This is a genomic window from Streptomyces flaveolus, assembly GCF_014648815.1.
Taxonomy (GTDB): Bacteria; Actinomycetota; Actinomycetes; order Streptomycetales; family Streptomycetaceae; genus Streptomyces; species Streptomyces flaveolus.
The window spans coordinates 310,939-329,738 of record NZ_BMRV01000009.1 but is presented as its reverse complement, the minus strand read 5'-3'; the positions used below and the strand labels follow the sequence as shown (position 1 = coordinate 329,738).

General features: G+C 70.0%; 14 protein-coding genes and 1 pseudogene. 9 read left to right on the top strand and 6 right to left on the bottom strand.

Features of this window, described 5'->3' with window-relative positions; translation table 11 throughout:
- The 3 genes and pseudogenes from IEZ05_RS22430 to IEZ05_RS22420 all read left to right on the top strand — a co-directional run.
- Positions 1-120, top strand: a pseudogene (locus tag IEZ05_RS22430) (alpha/beta hydrolase); the annotation flags it as partial.
- Between the two features lie 28 nt (positions 121-148).
- Positions 149-1,006 (top strand): alpha/beta fold hydrolase, encoded by an 858-nt coding sequence (locus IEZ05_RS22425; RefSeq protein ID WP_189231989.1) that lies wholly within the window; start codon positions 149-151, stop codon positions 1,004-1,006.
- Positions 1,007-1,089: 83 nt separating this feature from the next.
- Positions 1,090-1,668 (top strand): Dps family protein, encoded by a 579-nt coding sequence (locus IEZ05_RS22420; RefSeq protein WP_189231988.1) that lies wholly within the window; start codon positions 1,090-1,092, stop codon positions 1,666-1,668.
- A gap of 79 nt (positions 1,669-1,747) precedes the next feature.
- On the opposite strand, the gene IEZ05_RS22415 is transcribed toward IEZ05_RS22420, so the two are convergent.
- Both IEZ05_RS22415 and IEZ05_RS22410 read right to left on the bottom strand, forming a co-directional pair.
- A complete protein-coding gene (locus IEZ05_RS22415; RefSeq protein ID WP_189231987.1) occupies positions 1,748-2,209 on the bottom strand; it encodes a DUF5709 domain-containing protein in 462 nt (153 codons plus the stop codon).
- A gap of 301 nt (positions 2,210-2,510) precedes the next feature.
- Positions 2,511-2,858, bottom strand: a complete 348-nt coding sequence (locus tag IEZ05_RS22410; protein ID WP_189231986.1) for a hypothetical protein — start codon at positions 2,856-2,858, stop codon at positions 2,511-2,513.
- Positions 2,859-3,111: 253 nt separating this feature from the next.
- Here IEZ05_RS22410 and IEZ05_RS22405 point away from each other — a divergent pair, with 253 nt between their 5' ends.
- Positions 3,112-3,513 carry a hypothetical protein gene (locus tag IEZ05_RS22405; RefSeq protein WP_189231985.1) on the top strand — a complete coding sequence of 134 codons (402 nt, stop codon included), beginning with the start codon at positions 3,112-3,114 and terminating at the stop codon, positions 3,511-3,513.
- Positions 3,514-3,607: 94 nt separating this feature from the next.
- Here IEZ05_RS22405 and hemE read toward each other — a convergent pair whose 3' ends face one another.
- Entirely contained in the window at positions 3,608-4,675 is a 1,068-nt protein-coding gene (gene hemE, locus IEZ05_RS22400; protein WP_189231984.1) for a uroporphyrinogen decarboxylase, read from the bottom strand.
- Positions 4,676-4,859: 184 nt separating this feature from the next.
- On the opposite strand from hemE, the gene IEZ05_RS22395 reads away from it, so the two are divergent.
- From IEZ05_RS22395 to IEZ05_RS22375, 5 genes are all read left to right on the top strand, one after another.
- Positions 4,860-5,537 carry a DUF3000 domain-containing protein gene (locus IEZ05_RS22395; protein WP_189231983.1) on the top strand — a complete coding sequence of 226 codons (678 nt, stop codon included), beginning with the start codon at positions 4,860-4,862 and terminating at the stop codon, positions 5,535-5,537.
- Between the two features lie 321 nt (positions 5,538-5,858).
- Positions 5,859-6,521, top strand: a complete 663-nt coding sequence (locus IEZ05_RS22390) for a response regulator transcription factor (RefSeq protein WP_077797935.1) — start codon at positions 5,859-5,861, stop codon at positions 6,519-6,521.
- Between the two features lie 148 nt (positions 6,522-6,669).
- Entirely contained in the window at positions 6,670-7,962 is a 1,293-nt protein-coding gene (locus IEZ05_RS22385) for an HRDC domain-containing protein (RefSeq protein ID WP_189231982.1), read from the top strand.
- A 241-nt stretch (positions 7,963-8,203) separates the two neighbouring features.
- Complete coding sequence (locus tag IEZ05_RS22380) at positions 8,204-9,421, top strand: thiolase family protein (protein WP_189231981.1); 1,218 nt, start codon at positions 8,204-8,206, stop codon at positions 9,419-9,421.
- Positions 9,418-11,547: a 3-hydroxyacyl-CoA dehydrogenase NAD-binding domain-containing protein gene (locus tag IEZ05_RS22375; RefSeq protein WP_189231980.1), complete on the top strand. Its 2,130-nt coding sequence runs from the start codon at positions 9,418-9,420 to the stop codon at positions 11,545-11,547. Before IEZ05_RS22380 ends, IEZ05_RS22375 begins: the two co-directional genes overlap by 4 nt.
- Positions 11,548-11,733: 186 nt before the next feature.
- Here the strand turns inward: IEZ05_RS22375 and IEZ05_RS22370 are convergent, their stop codons facing one another.
- The 3 genes from IEZ05_RS22370 to IEZ05_RS22360 are packed head-to-tail and all read right to left on the bottom strand — an operon-like array spanning position 11,734 to position 18,775.
- Positions 11,734-14,475, bottom strand: a complete 2,742-nt coding sequence (locus IEZ05_RS22370; RefSeq protein ID WP_189231979.1) for a bifunctional glycosyltransferase/CDP-glycerol:glycerophosphate glycerophosphotransferase — start codon at positions 14,473-14,475, stop codon at positions 11,734-11,736.
- Positions 14,476-14,525: 50 nt separating this feature from the next.
- Entirely contained in the window at positions 14,526-16,001 is a 1,476-nt protein-coding gene (locus IEZ05_RS22365) for a glycosyltransferase family 2 protein (protein ID WP_189231978.1), read from the bottom strand.
- A gap of 29 nt (positions 16,002-16,030) precedes the next feature.
- Positions 16,031-18,775 carry a bifunctional glycosyltransferase/CDP-glycerol:glycerophosphate glycerophosphotransferase gene (locus IEZ05_RS22360; RefSeq protein WP_189231977.1) on the bottom strand — a complete coding sequence of 915 codons (2,745 nt, stop codon included), beginning with the start codon at positions 18,773-18,775 and terminating at the stop codon, positions 16,031-16,033.
- Positions 18,776-18,800 lie beyond the last annotated feature (25 nt).

Here is an 18,800-nt window from a genome sequence, read left to right as displayed (position 1 = left end):
GGATACAAGCGGGCCGGAATGAAGACCATCGAGGTCGACTCCTCCCACCTCGTCATGCTCGCCCACCCCGACCGCGTCATCGCCCTCATCGAAGAAGCCATCGACGCCACCTCCAAGTAACACCCCCGGAACCAGAGGGATACCACCGATGAACACACCGCTGTCACGCCGAACCGTGACCGTGTCCATGCTGGCCGGCGCGGCCGCCGTGGGCGCCGGGGGTCTCGCCCGCGCCACCCCGGCGCAGGCCACGACCGGCACCACCACCCCGGCCGCCGCCGACGCGACCCAGCCGACCATCGTCCTCGCCCACGGTGCCTTCACGGACGCGTCTAGCTGGACTTCCGTGGTCAAGAAGCTGCTCAAGCACGGGCACCGCGTCGTCGCACCTCCGGTCCCCCTACGTGGAGTGGCCAGTGACGCCGCCTACCTCCGCAGCGTCCTGGACAGCATCGAGGGCCCTGTCGTCCTGGTCGGCCACTCGTACGGCGGCTCCGTCATCAGCCGCGCCGCCGTCGGGGCCGCCCACGTGAAGGCCCTCGTCTACATCGCCGCCTTCGTTCCGGACGTCGGTGAGAGCGCGGCCGAGCTGACCGACAAGTTCCCGGGCAGCTCCCTGTCGCGCACCACCGTCACGCAGAAGTACCCGCTGACCGGTGGCGGCCAGGGCGACGAGCTCCTCATCCGCCAGGACCTGTTCCACCGGCAGTTCGCCGCCGGCATCCCCCGCGTCACCGCGGACACCCTGGCTGTGGGGCAGCGTCCCATCACCGTGGCCGCCCTCCAGGAGCCCGCCACCGCGGCCGCCTGGAAGAAGCTGCCGACCTGGTACCTGATCGCCACGGAGGACCGCAACATCCCGCCGGCCGCGCAGCGCTGGATGGCCACCCGTGCCAAGGCCCGCACCGTCGCCGTCCACGCCCCGCACGCCGTCGCAGTGAGCGACCCGCGCGCCGTGACCGACATCATCCGCAACGCCGCGCGGTCCGTGCGCAGCAGCCGCTGAGCCGGCCCGGACGGGAGGGCGGGCCGGCTCCCCCCGGCCCGCCCGGTTCTTTTCCGCACCCGCCGTTCTACAGGAGGAACAATATGACCGACGTCGCGAAGAAGGCGGGGGGCAGCCAGCCCTGGCTGCACCAGAAGGGCGAGGTGATCCAGGAGTTCGGAACGGTCAAGCAGTTCCCGATCGGCCTGACCTACGAGGCCCGGATGTACGCCTGCCAGCGCCTGAACAAGGTGCTCGCGGACACCCAGATCCTCTACCACCTCTACAAGAAGTCGCACTGGCTGATGCGCGGGGCGACCTTTTACCAGCTCCATCTGCTGCTCGACAAGCACGCCGGGGAGCAGCTCGAGCTCGTCGACACCATCGCCGAGCGCGTGCAGACTCTGGGCGGCGTCGCCGTGGGCGATCCCCGGCACGTCGCCGAGATCACCTCGATCCCGCGTCCCCCGGACGGCGTCGAGGAGGTTCCGGCCATGCTGTCCCGACTGCTCGAGGCCCACGAGACGATCCTCGTCGAGGCGCATGACGCCGCCGCTCGCACCGTCGAGATGGGTGACGACGGCACCAACGACCTGCTGGTGTCCCAGGTGATCCGGACCGGCGAGCTCCAGGCCTGGTTCGTGGCCGAGCACCTGGTCGACACCCCGCTGGTGCGCGTCTGACACGCACCAGCGGCGAACGCACGAGGGCAGGGCGGTTCTTCGGGAGGACCGCCCTGCCTTCCTGTTCGTGCGGATGCCGTCAGAAGGACCCGGCGTCGGGTACCACGTGCATCGCCGCTTCCTCCGCCGAGGCGCCGGCGCCGTCCAGCCCCGCATCGATGCCGTAGACGTCGGTCTCCGGGTCGCCGGGCGCGACCGGAGGCGCGACGAGCCGGCCGGCACGGTCGTCGCCGACCTCGCCGTCGACGAGCTCGCCGTCCGTGCCGTAGACGTCACCGACGCCGTCACCGAGGGGAACCGCGATGTCCGGTACCTCTTCGGCCAAGCGCTCGTCCAGGGTCTCGCCCCTCAGCCGCTCCGCCGCGGTGACGCCGGTGTGCTCCGCACCCCACGGCCGCTCCGGCGGCGAGTAGCCCCCGTCGAGGACGTCGTCGCCGGCCGCGTAGTCCAGGGTGTCCGACGCGTCCAGCACACCCGCGTCGTCCTGCACCTCCGAGCCGTCCGGCTGATAGACGTCGTCGCCCGTCATCTCGTCGCTCATCCGCGCTCCTCCTCATCACCGGGACGCACCCGCCGTGCTCCGAACAGCAGAAGTATCGGCGCACCTACCGCCCGCCGAGACGGTCACCGGGAGGACTGTGCACTCCTGGAGCACCACCGGCGGAGGACGAGGCGCTAGGAGGCAGGCAGGTCCTCCGACGGTGCTCTCGCGGACCGCGGCGCGGAAAGGTGATCGTCGGGATCCACGACGGGGCCGGCGGTCGCGTCGAGGGCGTGGGTCACCTCGGGAGCGGTACCCGGGACGAGGAGCGCGCGGGCCTCTTCCTCGGAGCGGCGGTCGGTCACCGTGAGCCGGGTGTGGTGCTGGGCAAGGTGTTCAGCCCGGGAGGCGGCCAGATGGATCTCCACGAAGCGGCCGGGGTCCCGGTGCCGGGCCCCGGAGGCAGGGCGAGGGCCAGCAGGACGCCGGCGCCGACGCTCGCGCACCAGGCGAACAGCGTCAGCAGGGACAGGGCGACCGACACGGGCACCCCGTCCATGCGCCACGTGCGCAGATCCACGTCCGTGTCGAAGGCGCCGGCGCGGGCCGCGCCCATCGCGACCAGCAGCCAGAAGCACACGACCACGACGAGGGCCGCGGTCAGCACGATGGTGGGCAGGCCGACGGCGGCCGTGAACACCGTCCGCATCGCTCGGCCCCCCACTCGGGTTCCGGTGCCGGTCACCCCCGTGACCGGCACCGGAACCATCCGATGTGCTCCCCGCGGCCATGCTGCCCGGGCGGTCCCCGCGGGCGCATTGCCGGTTCCCGGCAGAGTTGGCGGTGGCCTGCATGCCGGTGCGCGTCGAGGAAACGACAACTGCCGTCCCCTCAGGGGTGGGTATGCTCCGGGTCGAACTGGTCGACGGCTTGGGGGACCGATGGCGGCGGGGGACGGTCGGGTGCTGGACGACGGCCGGATCAAGCATCTTGAGCTGATCCAGATGGTCGTGGCCCGGATGGGCAACAACTCGTTCCTGATCAAGGGCTGGTCGCTGACGGTCACCGGCGCGCTGCTGGCGTTCGCCGTCCGCGCGGACGACCGGGCCGTCACGGCGGTCAGTCTGGCACCGGTCCTGGCGTTCTGGCTCCTCGACGGTTACTTCATGTACCGGGAGCGCCTGTACCGGCGCCTGTACGACCGGGTGCGGCGTCCGGAGGTGGCGGTGGAGCCGTTCGCGATGGACGTGGAGCCGGGCCGGGAACGCGCGGGAGTGGCGAAGGCGGCGCTCTCGCCCACCCCGGTCTGCTTCTACGGGGGACTCCTCGTCGCCCAGGTCTTCGCCCTGCTGGTCGCCGCCTGACCCACGGGCGGACGGTTCGTCACCTACGCGCGCGGCGCCCGCCGCCGGCCTCTCGGGGCCGGGACGCGCGCCGCGCGGGGGTCGTGCGGGTGGATCAGCGGGCGGTCCGGGTGTGGACGTACTCCACGAGCCGGGTCAGCGCGTCCGGCTCCGTGGACGGCAGGACGCCGTGGCCGAGGTTGAAGATGTGGCCCTCCAGGCCCGCCGCCGCGTCGAGGACCTCGCGGGTCTTGGCCTCGACCGCCTGCGGGGAGGAGAAGAGGACGGCGGGGTCCAGGTTCCCCTGGAGCGCCTTGCCGGGGCCGACACGGCGGGCGGCCTCGTCCAGCGGGACGCGCCAGTCGACGCCGACGACGTCCGCGCCGGCCTCGCCCATGTCGCCGAGGAGCTCACCGGTGCCCACACCGAAGTGGATGCGCGGCACGCCGTACCCGGCGACGGCGTCGAAGACCTTGCGGGAGGCGGGCTGCACGAAGCGGCGGTAGTCGGCGGGGGCGAGGGCGCCGACCCAGGAGTCGAAGAGCTGGACGGCGCTCGCGCCCGCCTCGATCTGCACCTTGAGGAAGGCGGCCGTGATGTCGGCGAGCCGGTCCAGCAGGTCGGCCCACAGCTGCGGGTCGCCGTACATGAGCGCCTTGGTGTGCTCGTGGTTGCGGGACGGGCCGCCCTCCACGAGGTAGCTCGCGAGGGTGAACGGGGCGCCCGCGAAGCCGATCAGCGGGGTGGCGCCGAGCTCGCGGGTGAGCAGGCCGTACGCCTCGGTGACGTACGAGACGTCCTCGGGGGTCAGGTCGCGCAGCCGGGCCAGGTCCTCGCGGGTGCGGACCGGCTTCTCGACGACCGGGCCGATGCCGGGCTTGATGTCGAGGTCGATGCCGATGGCCTTGAGCGGGACCACGATGTCGCTGAAGAAGATCGCCGCGTCCACACCGTGCCGGCGCACCGGCTGGAGGGTGATCTCGGTGACCAGTTCCGGCCGCATGCAGGACTCGAGCATCGGGATGCCCTCGCGCACCTTGCGGTACTCCGGCAGTGAGCGGCCGGCCTGGCGCATGAACCACACGGGCGTGTGCGGCACCGGCTCACGCCGGCACGCCCTGAGGAAGGCGGAGTCGTACGTGGCGGTCGGCTGCTTGCCCGCGGGGCTCTGGTTGGCACTCACAGCGGCAAGTCTCGCATGTCCCCCGGGCGGTGCCCGCCCTCGGGTGCGGGCACGCCGGGCCGGGGCGCGCGCACCCGCTCGGGGGCCCCGGCGCGCCCTGGCGGCACCGCGTGATCCGGACATCGCGCCCGCACGCGGGTGTCTCTCCCTGCGCCGGGGCGCCGTTCCGCTTAATCTTCCCCGCATGGCTGCGGCTCAGGGACGACTGTCGGACGACGCTGGCGGAATGGACGAACCGAAGGGCACCAAGGAGGGCGGGCGGCAACCGGGCGGTGCGGCACCGCCGCCGTTCACGGCCGCCGTCGACGCGCTCCAGACCGCGCGGCTGCGGCCGCAGGTCGAGGTGGAGCCGACGCGCGCGCCGCAGCGTCTCGCGCCGTACGCGTACGCGCTGGAGGCCGCGGTCGTCGACGGCGACGAGGATCTGGCCGACGGGCGTCTGGTGCTGCTGCACGATCCGGCCGGCCACGACGCCTGGCAGGGAACCTTCCGGCTGGTCACCCTGGTGCGTGCCGAGCTGGAGCCGGAGATGGCCGCCGACCCCCTGTTGCCGGACGTGTGCTGGTCCTGGCTCACGGGTGCCCTCCAGGCCCGGGGCCTGGCCTACGGCGAGCCCAGCGGCACGGTCACGCGGGCGAGCTCCCACTACTTCGGCGGGCTGTCGGCGCGCCCGTCCGCGTCGCAGATCGAGATCCGCGCGTCCTGGACGCCCCGCGAGGGCCTGAACGGGGTGCCCGACACCGCCGCCCACCTCGCCTCGTGGTGCGACCTGCTGGCCCAGGTCGCGGGTCTGCCGCCGGCCGGTCCGGGCGACGCGTCGATCGTCACGCTGCCCCAGCGGCGCGGACCGCAGTCCCGCTAGAAGCCCACGCACGGCCGATCACTTCTGGTCACCCGGCGATGCGCGTCGACGCAGGCCGACGCCTGCCGGACTTTCGGTCACTTTGTCGATACGGCCACTTTCGGCCTCGTATCGACAAAGATCTCGACAGAGATGGGAACCGTTCGATCTTCGAATGATCGACCGCCTGTCCGAATTGCTCGGATTGTTACTCACCAGATCGTGATCATTCTCTAAAGGCGGACGCGTTCGGTGCCGAAGACGACTGTGACCTTGAAAGCACGGTTCGTCCCGGCTTCGTCCCCCAGGAGCCGGTCCCGTCCCCCCACCCCAGGAGGCCTGGTGTCCGTTCTCCTCGAGCAGCCCGCAAGCCTGGTCGCCTACCGCCCGAACAAGCCGACCGCCATGGTGGTCGTGGCCGACCCGCGCGTCCGTTCCACCGTCACCCGCCATCTGTGGGCGCTCGGTGTGCGCGACGTCATCGAGGCCTCGTCCGTCGCGGAGGCTCGTCCCCGCATCGGCAACCCCCGCGACATCTGCGTCGCAGACGTCCATCTCCCCGACGGCTCCGGCCTCACCCTGCTGTCCGAGACCCGCGCCGCGGGCTGGCCCAACGGGCTCGCCCTGTCCGCCGCCGACGACATCGGCGCCGTCCGCAACGCCCTCGCCGGCGGTGTCAAGGGCTACGTCGTCACCGGCACCCGTACCAACATCGGGCTCCCCACCCGGCCCGGTGCCGCCCCCATCGGCGGCGCCGCCGCCCGACTGCACCGCCGCCCCCCGGGTGCCCCGAGCCACCCGGGCGGCTACCGCGAGCTCTCCGGCCGCGAGGTCGAGGTGCTGCGACTGGTCGCGGAGGGCCAGTCGAACAAGGCGATCGGCGTCTCCATGGGCCTGTCCGCCCTGACCGTCAAGAGCCACCTCGCCCGCATCGCCCGCAAGCTCGGCACGGGCGACCGCGCCGGCATGGTGGCGGTGGCCCTGCGGACCGGCATCATCCACTGACCGCCCCGACTCCCCTCCGCTCCCCGACCGTTTCCCCCTCCTCCATGAGCCCGATCCTTCACTGACCTGTCTGGATCACGACCCCCCGGAGCCCGCCGACGGAACGTTCCGTCGGCGGGTTCCGCGCATACACCGATACCCTTGACCGGTGACCGACGCCCACGAAACCGCAGCAGACCGTTCACTGCGCACCACCGGAGGCGCCCCTCCGGACGACGCCGGATCTTCTGCGAGTCAGGCGCCGATCCCCTTGCTCGAGCCACGCGAGGGTGTTCCGCCGGTGATCGCCGACGCGGCCGCCCTCGCCGAGGTGACCGCCGCCTTCGCCGCCGGCAGCGGCCCCGTCGCCGTCGACGCCGAGCGCGCCTCCGGCTACCGCTACGGCCAGCGCGCCTACCTGGTGCAGTTGCGCCGCCAGGGCGCCGGCACCGCGCTCATCGACCCCGTGGCCTGCCCCGACCTGTCGGAGCTGGGCGCGGCGATCTCCGGCGTCGAGTGGGTGCTGCACGCGGCCACCCAGGACCTGCCGTGTCTGCGGGAAATAGGGATGGTGCCCACCCGCCTGTTCGACACCGAGCTGGCGGGCCGGCTCGCCGGCTTCCCCCGGGTCGGCCTCGGCGCGATGGTCGAGAACGTGCTGGGCTTCGTCCTGGAGAAGGGCCACTCGGCCGTCGACTGGTCGACCCGCCCGCTGCCCGATCCGTGGCTGCGCTACGCCGCGCTCGACGTCGAGCTCCTCGTCGACCTGCGCGACTCGCTGGAGAAGGAGCTGGACCGGCAGGGCAAGCTGGAGTGGGCCCGGCAGGAGTTCGACGCGATCGCCTCGGCGCCGCCGGCCGAGCCCCGCAAGGAGCCCTGGCGCCGCACCTCCGGCATGCACAAGGTGCGCCGGCGCCGGCAGCTCGCCGTCGTCCGGGAGCTGTGGCAGACCCGGGACCGCATCGCGCAGCGCCGGGACGTCTCCCCCGGCAAGGTGCTCGGGGACGCGGCCATCGTGGAGGCCGCGCTCGCCCTGCCGGCCAACGCGCACGCGCTCGGGGCGCTCGGCGGCTTCGGGCGGGTCAACCGCCGGCAGCTGGAGCAGTGGCAGGCCGCGGTCGACCGGGCCAAGGGCCTCACGGAGTCGCAACTGCCGCAGCCGGGCCAGCCGGTGACCGGTCCCCCGCCGCCGCGCGCCTGGGCCGACAAGGACCCGGCCGCCGCCGCCCGGCTGGCCGCGGCGCGGGCGGGGGTGACGGCGCTGGCCGAGCAGCTGAACATGCCGCAGGAGAACCTGATCACCCCGGACACCGTGCGCAGGGTCTGCTGGGAGCCGCCGAAGCCGGCCGACCGGCAGAGCGTGGCCGCGGCCCTCACCGGACACGGCGCCCGGCCCTGGCAGGTGGAACAGGTGACGCCGGTACTGGTGACGGCCCTGAACCAGGAGGCGGAGCCTGCCTGACGGACGCGGGACGGGGCGCGGGACCGCCCTGCGGCGCCCCGCCCCCTGCCGGCCGTGACGGTGGCGCCGCGGGTGCCGGCGCCACCGTAGGGGTGATGTCCGCCCGGCTCCGGGTGTGACCTTCGCCGCTTGGGGCGGGGGGACTGGGCAGCTACGTTACTCATAAGTAGCATGGGCCTGAGCGCACGCTCAGCGTGCCGCAGCAGTGCAGTGCCATCCCGCACCCTGGAGGAGAGCCATCGTGCCTCGTACCGTCAGGGACGTCGTCTTCGTAGACGGCGTCCGCACCCCGTTCGGCAAGGCGGGCCCGAAGGGCATCTACCACGAGACCCGCGCCGACGACCTGGTCGTGAAGGCGATCCGGGAGCTGCTGCGCCGCAACCCCGGTCTCGACCCCAAGAAGATCGACGAGGTCGCCGTCGCCGCGACCACGCAGATCGGTGACCAGGGCCTGACCATCGGCCGCACCGCCGGCATCCTGGCGGGCCTGCCCACCTCGGTCCCGGGCTACTCCATCGACCGCATGTGCGCGGGCGCGCTGACCGCCGTCACCACGGTGGCCGGCTCGGTCGCCTTCGGCGCGTACGACGTCGCCATCGCGGGCGGTGTCGAGCACATGGGCCGCCACCCGATGGGCGAGGGCGTGGACCCGAACCCGCGGTTCGTCAGCGAGAAGCTGGTCGACGAGTCCGCCCTGTTCATGGGCATGACCGCCGAGAACCTGCACGACCGCTACCCGAGCATCACCAAGCAGCGCGCCGACGAGTACGCCGTGCGCTCGCAGGAGAAGGCCGCCAAGGCGTACGCCAACGGCCAGATCCAGGCCGACCTGGTGCCGATCTCGGTGCGCCGCACCAACGAGGAAGCCGGCGAGACGGGCTGGGGCCTGGTCACCGCCGACGAGCCGATGCGCCCGGGCACCACCCTGGAGAACCTGGCGGGCCTGAAGACGCCGTTCCGCGTCCACGGCCGGGTCACCGCGGGCAACGCGGCCGGTCTGAACGACGGCGCCACCGCGTCCCTCATCGCGAGCGAGGACTTCGCCCGCGAGAACGGCCTGCCGGTCAAGATGCGCCTCGTCTCGTACGCCTTCGCGGGCGTCGAGCCGGAGGTCATGGGCTACGGCCCGATCCCGGCCACCGAGAAGGCCCTCGCGCAGGCGGGTCTGTCGATCTCCGACATCGGCCTGTTCGAGATCAACGAGGCCTTCGCCGTCCAGGTCCTCGCGTTCCTGGAGCACTACGGCATCGCCGACGACGACGCGCGCGTCAACCAGTACGGCGGCGCCATCGCCTTCGGCCACCCGCTCGCCTCCTCCGGCGTCCGTCTGATGACGCAGCTGGCCCGCCAGTTCGAGGAGCAGCCGCACGTCCGCTACGGCCTGACCACCATGTGCGTCGGCTTCGGCATGGGCGCGACGGTCATCTGGGAGAACCCGCACTTCGAGGGGGACAAGTGAGCACCACCGCAGAGCTGCTGAAGGGTGCGGCCGAGCTGTTCCCCGGCGAGGTCGTCACCCAGGCGCACGTACGCCACTTCGACCTGCCCCTGGGCGCCGGGCGCTTCGCCCTGATCACCCTGGACAACGGTCACGACCACACCAAGCCGACCACCCTCGGCCCGCAGTCGCTGGCGAACATCGACGCCGCGATCGACCAGGTCGAGAAGGAGGCCGCGGACGGCGACATCGTCGGCGTCGGCGTCACCGGCAAGCCGTTCATCTTCGCGGTCGGCGCCGACCTCAAGGGCGTCGAGCTGCTGAAGCGGCACGAGGACGCGCTGGCCATCGGCAAGGGCGGCCACGACGTCTTCAAGCGGCTGTCGAAGCTGGCCGTGCCGACCTTCGCGTACTACAACGGCGCGGCCATGGGCGGCGGCGTCGAGATCGGCCTGCACTGCGCGTACCGCACGGTGTCGGCGGCCCTCCCGGCGTTCTCGCTCCCCGAGGTCTTCCTCGGTCTGGTCCCCGGCTGGGGCGGCTGCACGCTGCTGCCGAACCTGATCGGCGCCGACAAGGCCGTCTCGGTGATCATCGAGAACAGCCTGAACCAGAACAAGCAGCTCAAGGGCAAGCAGGTCTACGAGCTCGGGATCGCGGACGCGATCTTCGAGGGCGCTGACTTCCTGGAGCAGTCGCTGATCTGGACGGCGTCCGTCCTCAAGGGCGAGATCGCCGTCGAGCGTCCGGCGATCGACCGCGGTGAGGCCTGGGACCAGGCCGTCGCCCGCGGCCGGTTCATCGCCGACGGCAAGGTGCACGGCGCCGCCCCGGCGGCCTACCGCGCGCTGGACATCATCGCCGCCGCCAAGAACGGCGACCTCCAGCAGGGCTACGACGCCGAGGACCAGGCGCTCGCCGACCTCATCATGGGCGGCGAACTGCGCTCCGGCATCTACGCCTTCAACCTGGTGCAGAAGCGCGGCAAGCGCCCCGCCGGTGCCCCGGACAAGTCGCTGGCCCGCCCGGTCACCAAGGTGGGCGTCGTCGGCGCCGGCCTGATGGCCTCGCAGCTGGCGCTGCTCTTCCTGCGCCGCCTGGAGGTCCCGGTCGTCCTGACGGACATCGACCAGGAGCGCGTCGACAAGGGTGTGGGCTACGTCCACGCCGAGATCGACAAGCTGCTCGGCAAGGGCCGTGTCAACCAGGACAAGGCCAACCGTCTCAAGGCCCTGGTGACGGGTGTCCTGGACAAGGCCGAGGGCTTCGCGGACGCCGACTTCATCATCGAAGCGGTCTTCGAGGAGATGGGCGTCAAGCAGAAGGTGTTCGCTGAGGTCGAGGCGGTGGCGCCGGCGCACGCCGTCCTGGCCACCAACACCTCGTCCCTCTCCGTGTCGGAGATGGCGTCGAAGCTGAAGCACCCCGAGCGGGTCGTCGGCTTCCACTTCTTCAACCCGGTCGCGATCCTCCCGCTGCTGGAGATCGTCCGTGGCGAGCAGACCGACGACGCGGCGCTGGCCACGGCGTTCGGCGTCGCCAAGAAGCTGAAGAAGACCGCGGTCCTCGTGAAGGACGCCCCGGCGTTCGTCGTGAACCGCATCCTGACCCGCTTCATGGGCGAGATCCAGAACGTCATCGACGAGGGCACGCCCGTCGAGGTGGCGGAGAAGGCGGTGGAGCCGCTCGGTCTGCCGATGTCTCCCCTCGTCCTCCTGGAGCTGGTCGGCCCGGCCATCGGCCTGCACGTCTCGGAGACCCTCAACCGGGCCTTCCCGGAGCGCTTCACGGTCTCCCCGAACCTGAAGGCGGTCGTCGAGGCGGGCAAGCGCGGCTTCTACGTCTACGACAGCGGCAAGCCGGAGCTGGACCCGGAGGTCGCCGCGCTGCTGAAGCAGGGCGACACGGTCCTGACGGAGGAGCAGGTCCGCGCCCGCGTCCTGGACGCGGTGGCGCAGGAGATCGGTCTGATGCTCGACGAGGGCGTCGTCGCCGAGGCCCAGGACATCGACCTCTGCCTCATCACCGGCGCCGGCTGGCCCTTCCACCTGGGCGGCATCACGCCGTACCTGGACCGCGAGGGCGTGTCCGAGCGGGTGAACGGGAAGCGGTTCCTGGAGGCGGGCGTGGCGAGCGTTCCGGCGTAGGCGCTCTGTCCCGTGCGCCTGAGGGGCGTGGGGCGACTGCGGACCGGCTGCGGCCGGTCGCGCAGTGCCCCACGCCCCTTTTGGCTGCGGTCACCGACCTCGTGCCGCCGCGGCATGCGTCTCCGCTCCGACCATCAAGTCCTGATCGGTACGGTGACGCCTTGCCGCAGCCGGTGAGTCGGGGCCCTACACCTCCGATGCCGCCAGCTCCGCGATAGCGGCTGTTGCCCGGGCGCAGTTGTTGCGGTCCTCGTAGGCGAAGAACGCGCGCGCCCGGTAGTCGTACTCCGGCTCGCGCACACATCCGTTGCTGAGGTAGCGAATCACTTCGGTCACCACCTCCTCGACGTTGCCGCACACCGGTCCGAACCCGTCGTACTCCGCCTCGAAGTACCCCTTTCTGGCGTGCTTGGCCCAGTACTCGTCCGGATCGAACCGGGCGTAGACGAGTGGCGTGCCGAGATAGGCCATGTCGAAGTGGACCGAGGACCAGTCGGTGATGAACAGGTCGCACTGGCGTAGGGCCGTCTGCACACTGACCTTCGTCTGGTCCAGACGCTGCACCCGGGGGTGGTCCGGTACGACACCGTCGATCATGTTCCGCATCTCGTAGTGCGGAAGGAAATCGAGCACGTAGTCGTAGTACTCCAGCGCCTCCATCAGCTTCGGGTGGCGCAGCAGCTGCACCATGAACTCCCGGTAGGTCGACTCCCGGAAGATCTCGTCGACCGCGTCCTTGTCGGCACCGTCCTGCTGGAGGTAGGAGGGGATCGTCAGGTACTTGCGCCAGGTGGGCATCAGCAGGACACGCCGTCGGCCTCGGTCCGGCTGCAGCGCGTCGAAGCGCGGAAAGCCCAGCGCCTTCGCCTGCTCCCCGTAGTGCATGTGCTCGGAGAAGTACTGGGCCTCCCGGTCGCTGGTCGCGAACACGAGGTCCACGCCGGTCCGGTTGCGGTGCAGGGCCTTGCTGCCGTCCTCGTCGGTGACACCGTGCTGGAGGAAGACCCTCCGGGCCCCGACGCGCCAGTTGAGGTGCTTGAGGTACTTCGTGCGGTCCCAGCCGTCGGGCAGCATGTACGAGTCGATGTCGTAGGCGTTGATGAGCAGCGACGCGTGCAGCATGAGCAGCTTGTGCTTCCAGGAACTGTGCGCCACCACGTTCCCCAGACGCTTCAGCTTGGCCCGGTCGGCGCTGTCCTTCTCGATGATGTAGTAGGCCTTCCGGCGGCGCTCGTGCGTGCGCAGATACGTGAACAGGTGCAGGCTGTTGTCCTGTGCGGTGTCCTTGCGCTCGCCGATCAGCCATATCTCCTTGCGCCGGAAGAACGCGAGCGTGGCCCGCCGGATGGAGCGGGCCCGCCAGAAGGGCGCCTTGCGCTTCTTCTGCTCCTCGTCCAGACCCTCGAGGAACTCCTCCCAGGCTTTGTCGCCGTCCCGGCCCTGCGCCTCCCGGACGACCAGGACGGAGTTGTCCTTGCCCTTCGACAGCGGAAGGACCCAGCGGTCCGCGATCTTCATGGGCCGGGCGCTGCGCAGCATCGCGGTGGTGGTCATGCACGGACGCGAGACATCGCGGCCCGAGGTGCAGAACACCAGCTTCAGCGGGAACTCACCGTCCTTGAGGGCGCTTGCCGGGACGACCGCCTCGAAGCCGCCCCAGGCGAGGTCGTCACGCGTTGCCAGCAGATCACTGCGCCACACCTGCCGCGCGGTCACCATCTGACCGCTCTTCTCCACCCACAACTGCAGGGGATTGCGCATGGGGTGGCTCATCGGGAGTCCGTTGAGCACGAACCGGCCGGCCACCACGATGCCGCCGGAGTCGGGGTCCGCCTGGATCCGCTCCACGTGCACGCTGGTGGCGGAAACCTTCGTCAGCGGGAGCAGCGCGCTCGGCACCGCGACATCGAGGTAGAGGTCTCCCCCGCGTCCGTACACACCACTGATCGCCTGCTCCGGGCGCGCGAAGAGCTCGTACCAGTTCATGTACATCGCCAGGAACGGCACCCGATGACGGGTGTCGTGGGTGGAGGCCAGCACCGCGTCGGGCGTCACCAGCGTGTAGACGGCGCGGGCCCGCTGGAAGAGCCGGAACAGTTCGTCCTCGGGCAGCGCCTGCGGCGCGCGCAGGGCGAACCCCTGGTAGCTGCGGACCAGGAACCGGTTGAGGACCTCCTGCCGGTGACCCGAGAGGCGGGAACGGAGCGCCATCAGGTACTCCTCCAGAAGGAGGTGGTCCCAGTAGTTCTCCGTGCGCTCCCACAACTTGTCCATCGTGGAGTCCTCGGCGGCACGCTTGCGGTACTTGTAGACCGTGCTCGGCACCATCGCGATGCGGTCCGCGAGCAGCATGGCGGGAACCGAGAAGAACGCGTCCTCGAAGTGCACCCCTTCGCGGAACCGGATGTTGTTGGCGCGAATGAACTCGACGTCGAAGAGCTTGTGGCAGGCGCTTCCGCCGTGAATCATCTCGGGGATGTTCTCGATTCCGGGATGCACCTGAACACTCTTCCCGAAGTAACGGAGCCAGGGCCATTTGGTCTCCTCCGGGAAGGTCTCCATCCGCCCGATGGTGAGCGGAACACGCTCCTTCACCGCAGTTCGCCACATGGTTTCCAGGGCGTCTTCGGGCAATACGTCGTCGGAGTCGCAGAACGTGATGTAGCGGGCGCTGACCATGTCCATCCCCGCGTTCCTGGCCCCACCGGCCTTCCCCTCGGGGTGCACGAACGCCCACACGTTCTGATGCTGTGCGGCGAACTGCGCGGCAATGGCAGGTGAGCTGTCACTGCTGCCGTTGTCGACCAAGATCACCTGACAGCGGTCGAACATCGTCTGGCCGGCCAGCGAGTCCAGGCACTCCTGGAGATATCTCTCCACGTTGAAGATGGGCACGACGACGGCGACGGCGTAGAGGGGATCGAACACGTTTGACTCCTGATTTCTGACGAATACCCCATTTCTGGAGCGGCCCCTGATCAGTGCTGGGCGGACTCGACGACGAGTTGGGCGTTCCCGCCTTCGGCGGTGATGCGCGCGAGGCCGTGGAACCCGTTGACGGGCTGCTGTTGGACCAGTGACGGGGAGACGCTGCAGGGGCGCGAGACGTCCCTGCCCCGGGTGCACAGCACCAGACGTACGGGGAAGGAGCCGGCCGGGAACTCCCGGGGGTCGACGGCGACGCTGAAGACGGCTCCCGCCCGGCCCGGCCCCTCGTGTGCCTGCCCGTGGTTCACCGCCGGAAGGGTCTTACCGCTCCGCTCGAACCAGACCTGCAGTTCCAGCTTGGCCAGCACTTCGTCGGGGAGCCCGTTGACCGAGAAGCGGCCGTGGATCACCGCCGTCCCGCCCTCCCCGGCGGAGACTCCCTCGATCCGGGCCGGAACGGATGTGACCTTGGTGAGGGGCAGCCCCCAGGACGTCCCCGGGTAGTCGACGTACAGGTCCCCTTCACGGCCGAAGACGGAACCGAGAACGGAAGCCGGACGGTAGAAGAGGTCGAAGTCCCCGAAGTTCAGCGCGAGATACGGGAGCCGGTGCCTGGTGTCGTGCGTGCTGCGGGCGAACTGTTCCGAGGTGATGCCCCAGTAGAGCGTGCGGCAGCGCTCGAAGAGCTGCCGGCAGTCGGATTCCCCGAAGACCTGAGGCGCTCGCAGCAGGAAACCCTGCATGCTGCGGATGAGGAACCGCTCCAGCGTCTCCTGCTGGTACGGCGTGAGCCCCTGGCGCATACCCGCGAGGTACTCCAGCATCACCAGCTGGTCGGCATAGTTCTGCGGCAGATCCCAGATGGTGTCCATGACAGAGGTGCCGTCGCCGCGCCTGCGGTACTCGTAGACCGGAGCGTCGACCAGCGCGATGCGCTCCGACAGCAGCAGCGCGGGCAGCGAGACATAGGCGTCCTCGAAGGCGGTGCCGGTCCCGAACCGGATGCCCTGGGAGCGCAGCAGGTCGAGATCGAAGATCTTGTTCCAGCAGGACGCGGAGTGGATCAGGTCAGGGATGTCGACGACGCTGCCCACCGTCTTGACGCTCTTGCCGAAGTACTTGTGCCACGGGGCCTTGACCGGCTTGGGGAAGTGCTTCTCGCGGCCCACGACGACCGTGGCCCTGGTTTTGACGATGGTGTTCCGCAGCACTTCCAAGGACCGCTCGGGCACGATGTCGTCGGCGTCCCAGAAGACGATGTACGGCGTTACTGCCATGTCCATGCCCATGTTGCGGGCATCGCCGGCCCGGCCCAGAGGTTGCGAGACCAGGTCGACGTTGGGGTACCGGCCGGCGAATTCGCCGGCGATCGCCACCGACTGGTCGCAGCTGCCGTTGTCGACGAGGATCACGTGGGCACGCGCGAAAGCCGTCTGTGCGGCCACCGACTGCAGAAATTCGGCGAAGAAATTCTGGACGTCGCGGAACGGAACGACGACTGTCACGTCACGGTTGGCTTGGGACATACTTCCTCCTGGCACACCACATCATTGTTTCAACCCCGAACGAGACGATCGATCGCTTCCGACGACCTCATGTTGTTCTTTTGATCCCGGTACTCGAAGAACTTCTCCACCCGCCGCAGGTACTCAGGCTCCCTGACACACCCTCCCCGCATGTAGCGGATCACTTCGCCCACCACCTCTTCGACGCTTTCACCGACCGGCCCGAATCCGTCCCGGCGGGCGTCGAAATAGCCCTTCTGGTAGTGCCCGTCCCAGTACTCCTCGGCATCGAACTGCGCGTAGACCAGAGGGGTTCCGAGGTAGGCGACGTCGAAGGCAGTGGACGACCAGTCCGTCACGAAGAGATCGCAGTGCCGCATGGCGTCCTGCACGCTGACTTCGTTCTGGTCGACGATCCGGACGCGGTCCCGGTCCGGCACCATCTCCCCGACCATCGCACGCATTTCGTAGTGGGGCAGGAAGTCCAGGGCGTAGTCGTACCGGTTCAGGGCGGCCAGCAGATCCGGGTCGTTCAGGAAGCGGACCATGAACTCCCGGTAGGCGGAGGCGAGGAACCGGTCGCGCATGGCCTGTCGCGCCTCGCGTCCTCCGCCGTCACGGCTGTACGAGGCGACGGTCAGATAGGCGCGCCACGTCGGCATGAACAGGATGGTGCGGCCGCCGCGAGCGGGGACCAGCGCGTCGAAACGGGGGAAGCCGGTGACCTCGACCTGTCCCTCGTAGCCGAGTTCCTCCGACAGGAAACGCCCCTCGTGCCGGCTCACCGCGAGGATGAGGTCGACGCCCGTGCGGTTGCGGTGCAGGCCCTTGCTGACGTCCTTGTCCGTCACACCGTGCTGGAGGAAGACCCGGCGGGCGCCCACGCGCCAGTTCAGGTGTTTGAGGTAGCGGGTCCGGTCCCAGCCGTCGGGCAGCATGTAGGTGTCGATGTCATAGGCATTGACCAGCGCGGACGCGTGCAGCATCAGCAACTTGTGCTTCCAGGAGCTGTGCGCGACCACGTGCCCGAGGCCCGCCAGGTGGGCTCGGTCCGGGCTGCCGGCCCGGATGACGTAGTACGCCCCGCGCCGCTTCCCGGCGGTGCGCACATGCCGGAACAGGTGCCGGCTGTTGTCCTGCGCCGTGTCGCCCCGCTCACCGAACAGCCAGATGTCCCGGCCGAGGAGCAGCGGTTTCAGCGGTTTGGTGAGCAGCCGTATCAGACGCTGCTTCCAGAACGGCCGACGGCGCAGCACGTGCTTGGCGTCCTTGGCGAGGAGGCTTCCCAGGATGCCCCGCCTGGTGAACCGTCGCGCCGGACCGGAGACCATCAGGACGGCCCGGTTCTTCCCCTTCCAGTGCGGCACCACCCGTGTCCGGCCGTGCTCGACGACGCGCGCCCCGCGCAGGTACCCGGCGGCGACGAGGCACGGGGTCACCGCCTGACCGCCCTCGGTGTCAAGGACGAATTCGAGGTCGTGGACACCCTGCCGCAGAGCCTCGAGGGGCAGGTCCGCGGTGAAGCCGCCCCACTCCGTGTCAGGCCTCGTGTTCTTCAGATCCCGCCTGCGGACCTGCGTGGCGGGGACGCTGAGGCGGCTCCCCCTGACACGCAGGCCGAGGTGCCCGGCCAGGGGCCCGACCATGGGCATGCCGCTGGCCTCGAACCGTCCGGAGAGCCGCAGCGTCCCGGTACCCGGCACCCTGCGGACGTGCTCCAGGTGTGCGGTGAACGGCGTGGCCTGCGCCAACGGGGAAAGCTCGTCCGGCAGTCCGCCGATGAGGTACGGGCGGCCGTCGCGGACGGAGAGCTTGTGCAGTCTGGCCGCCCGGTCCGCGAAGAGGCCGAAGTCCCCGGTGAGGAAAGCGAGATATGCCACGCGATGGCGCGCGTCCGCGGTGGCCCTGAGGATCACGTCGGGGGGGACGTCCCAGTAGACCGCGCGGCACCGCGAGTAGATGTCCTCCAGCTCCACGCCCTGGAAGAGGTCGGGTGCCCGGAGCGCGAATCCCTGGTAGCTCCGTACCAGGAAGAGGTCGAGCACGGCTTTCGACGACTGCGTGAGGCCCGCACCCAATCGGTGCAGGTACTCCACGAGCAGGAGGTGGTCCCAGTAGTTCTGCCGCCGCGTCCAGATCGCGTCCATGGTCGAGTTCCCCGCGGCGCGCTTGCGGTACCGGTAGACACACGCGTCGACCAGGGCGAGCCGGGTGGCGAGAACGAGCGCGGAGACGCCGACGTAGGCGTCCTCGAAGTGAACGCCTTCCGCGAAACGGATGCCGTGAGAGCGCAGGTAGGAGAGGTCGAAGAGTTTGTTGCAGGCGCTTGCGCTGTGCACCAGTTCGGGCGCCTCGGCAAGGCTGCCGAACGTCCGGTCACCCTTCCCGAAGTGGTCCTTCCAGGCCCAGTTGGTCGGCTTGGGGAATGTCTCCATCGCGCCCACCACGACCTGTGCACCGGTCGCCAGGGAGGCGTCCAGCATGCGTTCGAGCGCGGTGGGCGGGAGCACGTCGTCGGAATCGCAGAACGTGATACGCGGGCTGGTAGCCCGGTCCATGCCGAGGTTGCGGGCCGCTCCGGCGCCGCCGCCCCGGCGCACCAGCACCGTGGTGTTGGCGTGCCGGCGGGCGAACTCCGCACAGAGTCGGTAGGAGCCGTCCGTACTGCCGTTGTCGACGAGCAGGACCTCGCAGCGCTCGAACACCGTCTGCGCCTCGATGGAGTCCAGACACTCCTGGAGGTACTGCTCCACGTTGTAGACCGGCACGACCAACGTGACGTCATAAGGATTCATGTGCGGCGGAACTCACTCGCAGGCG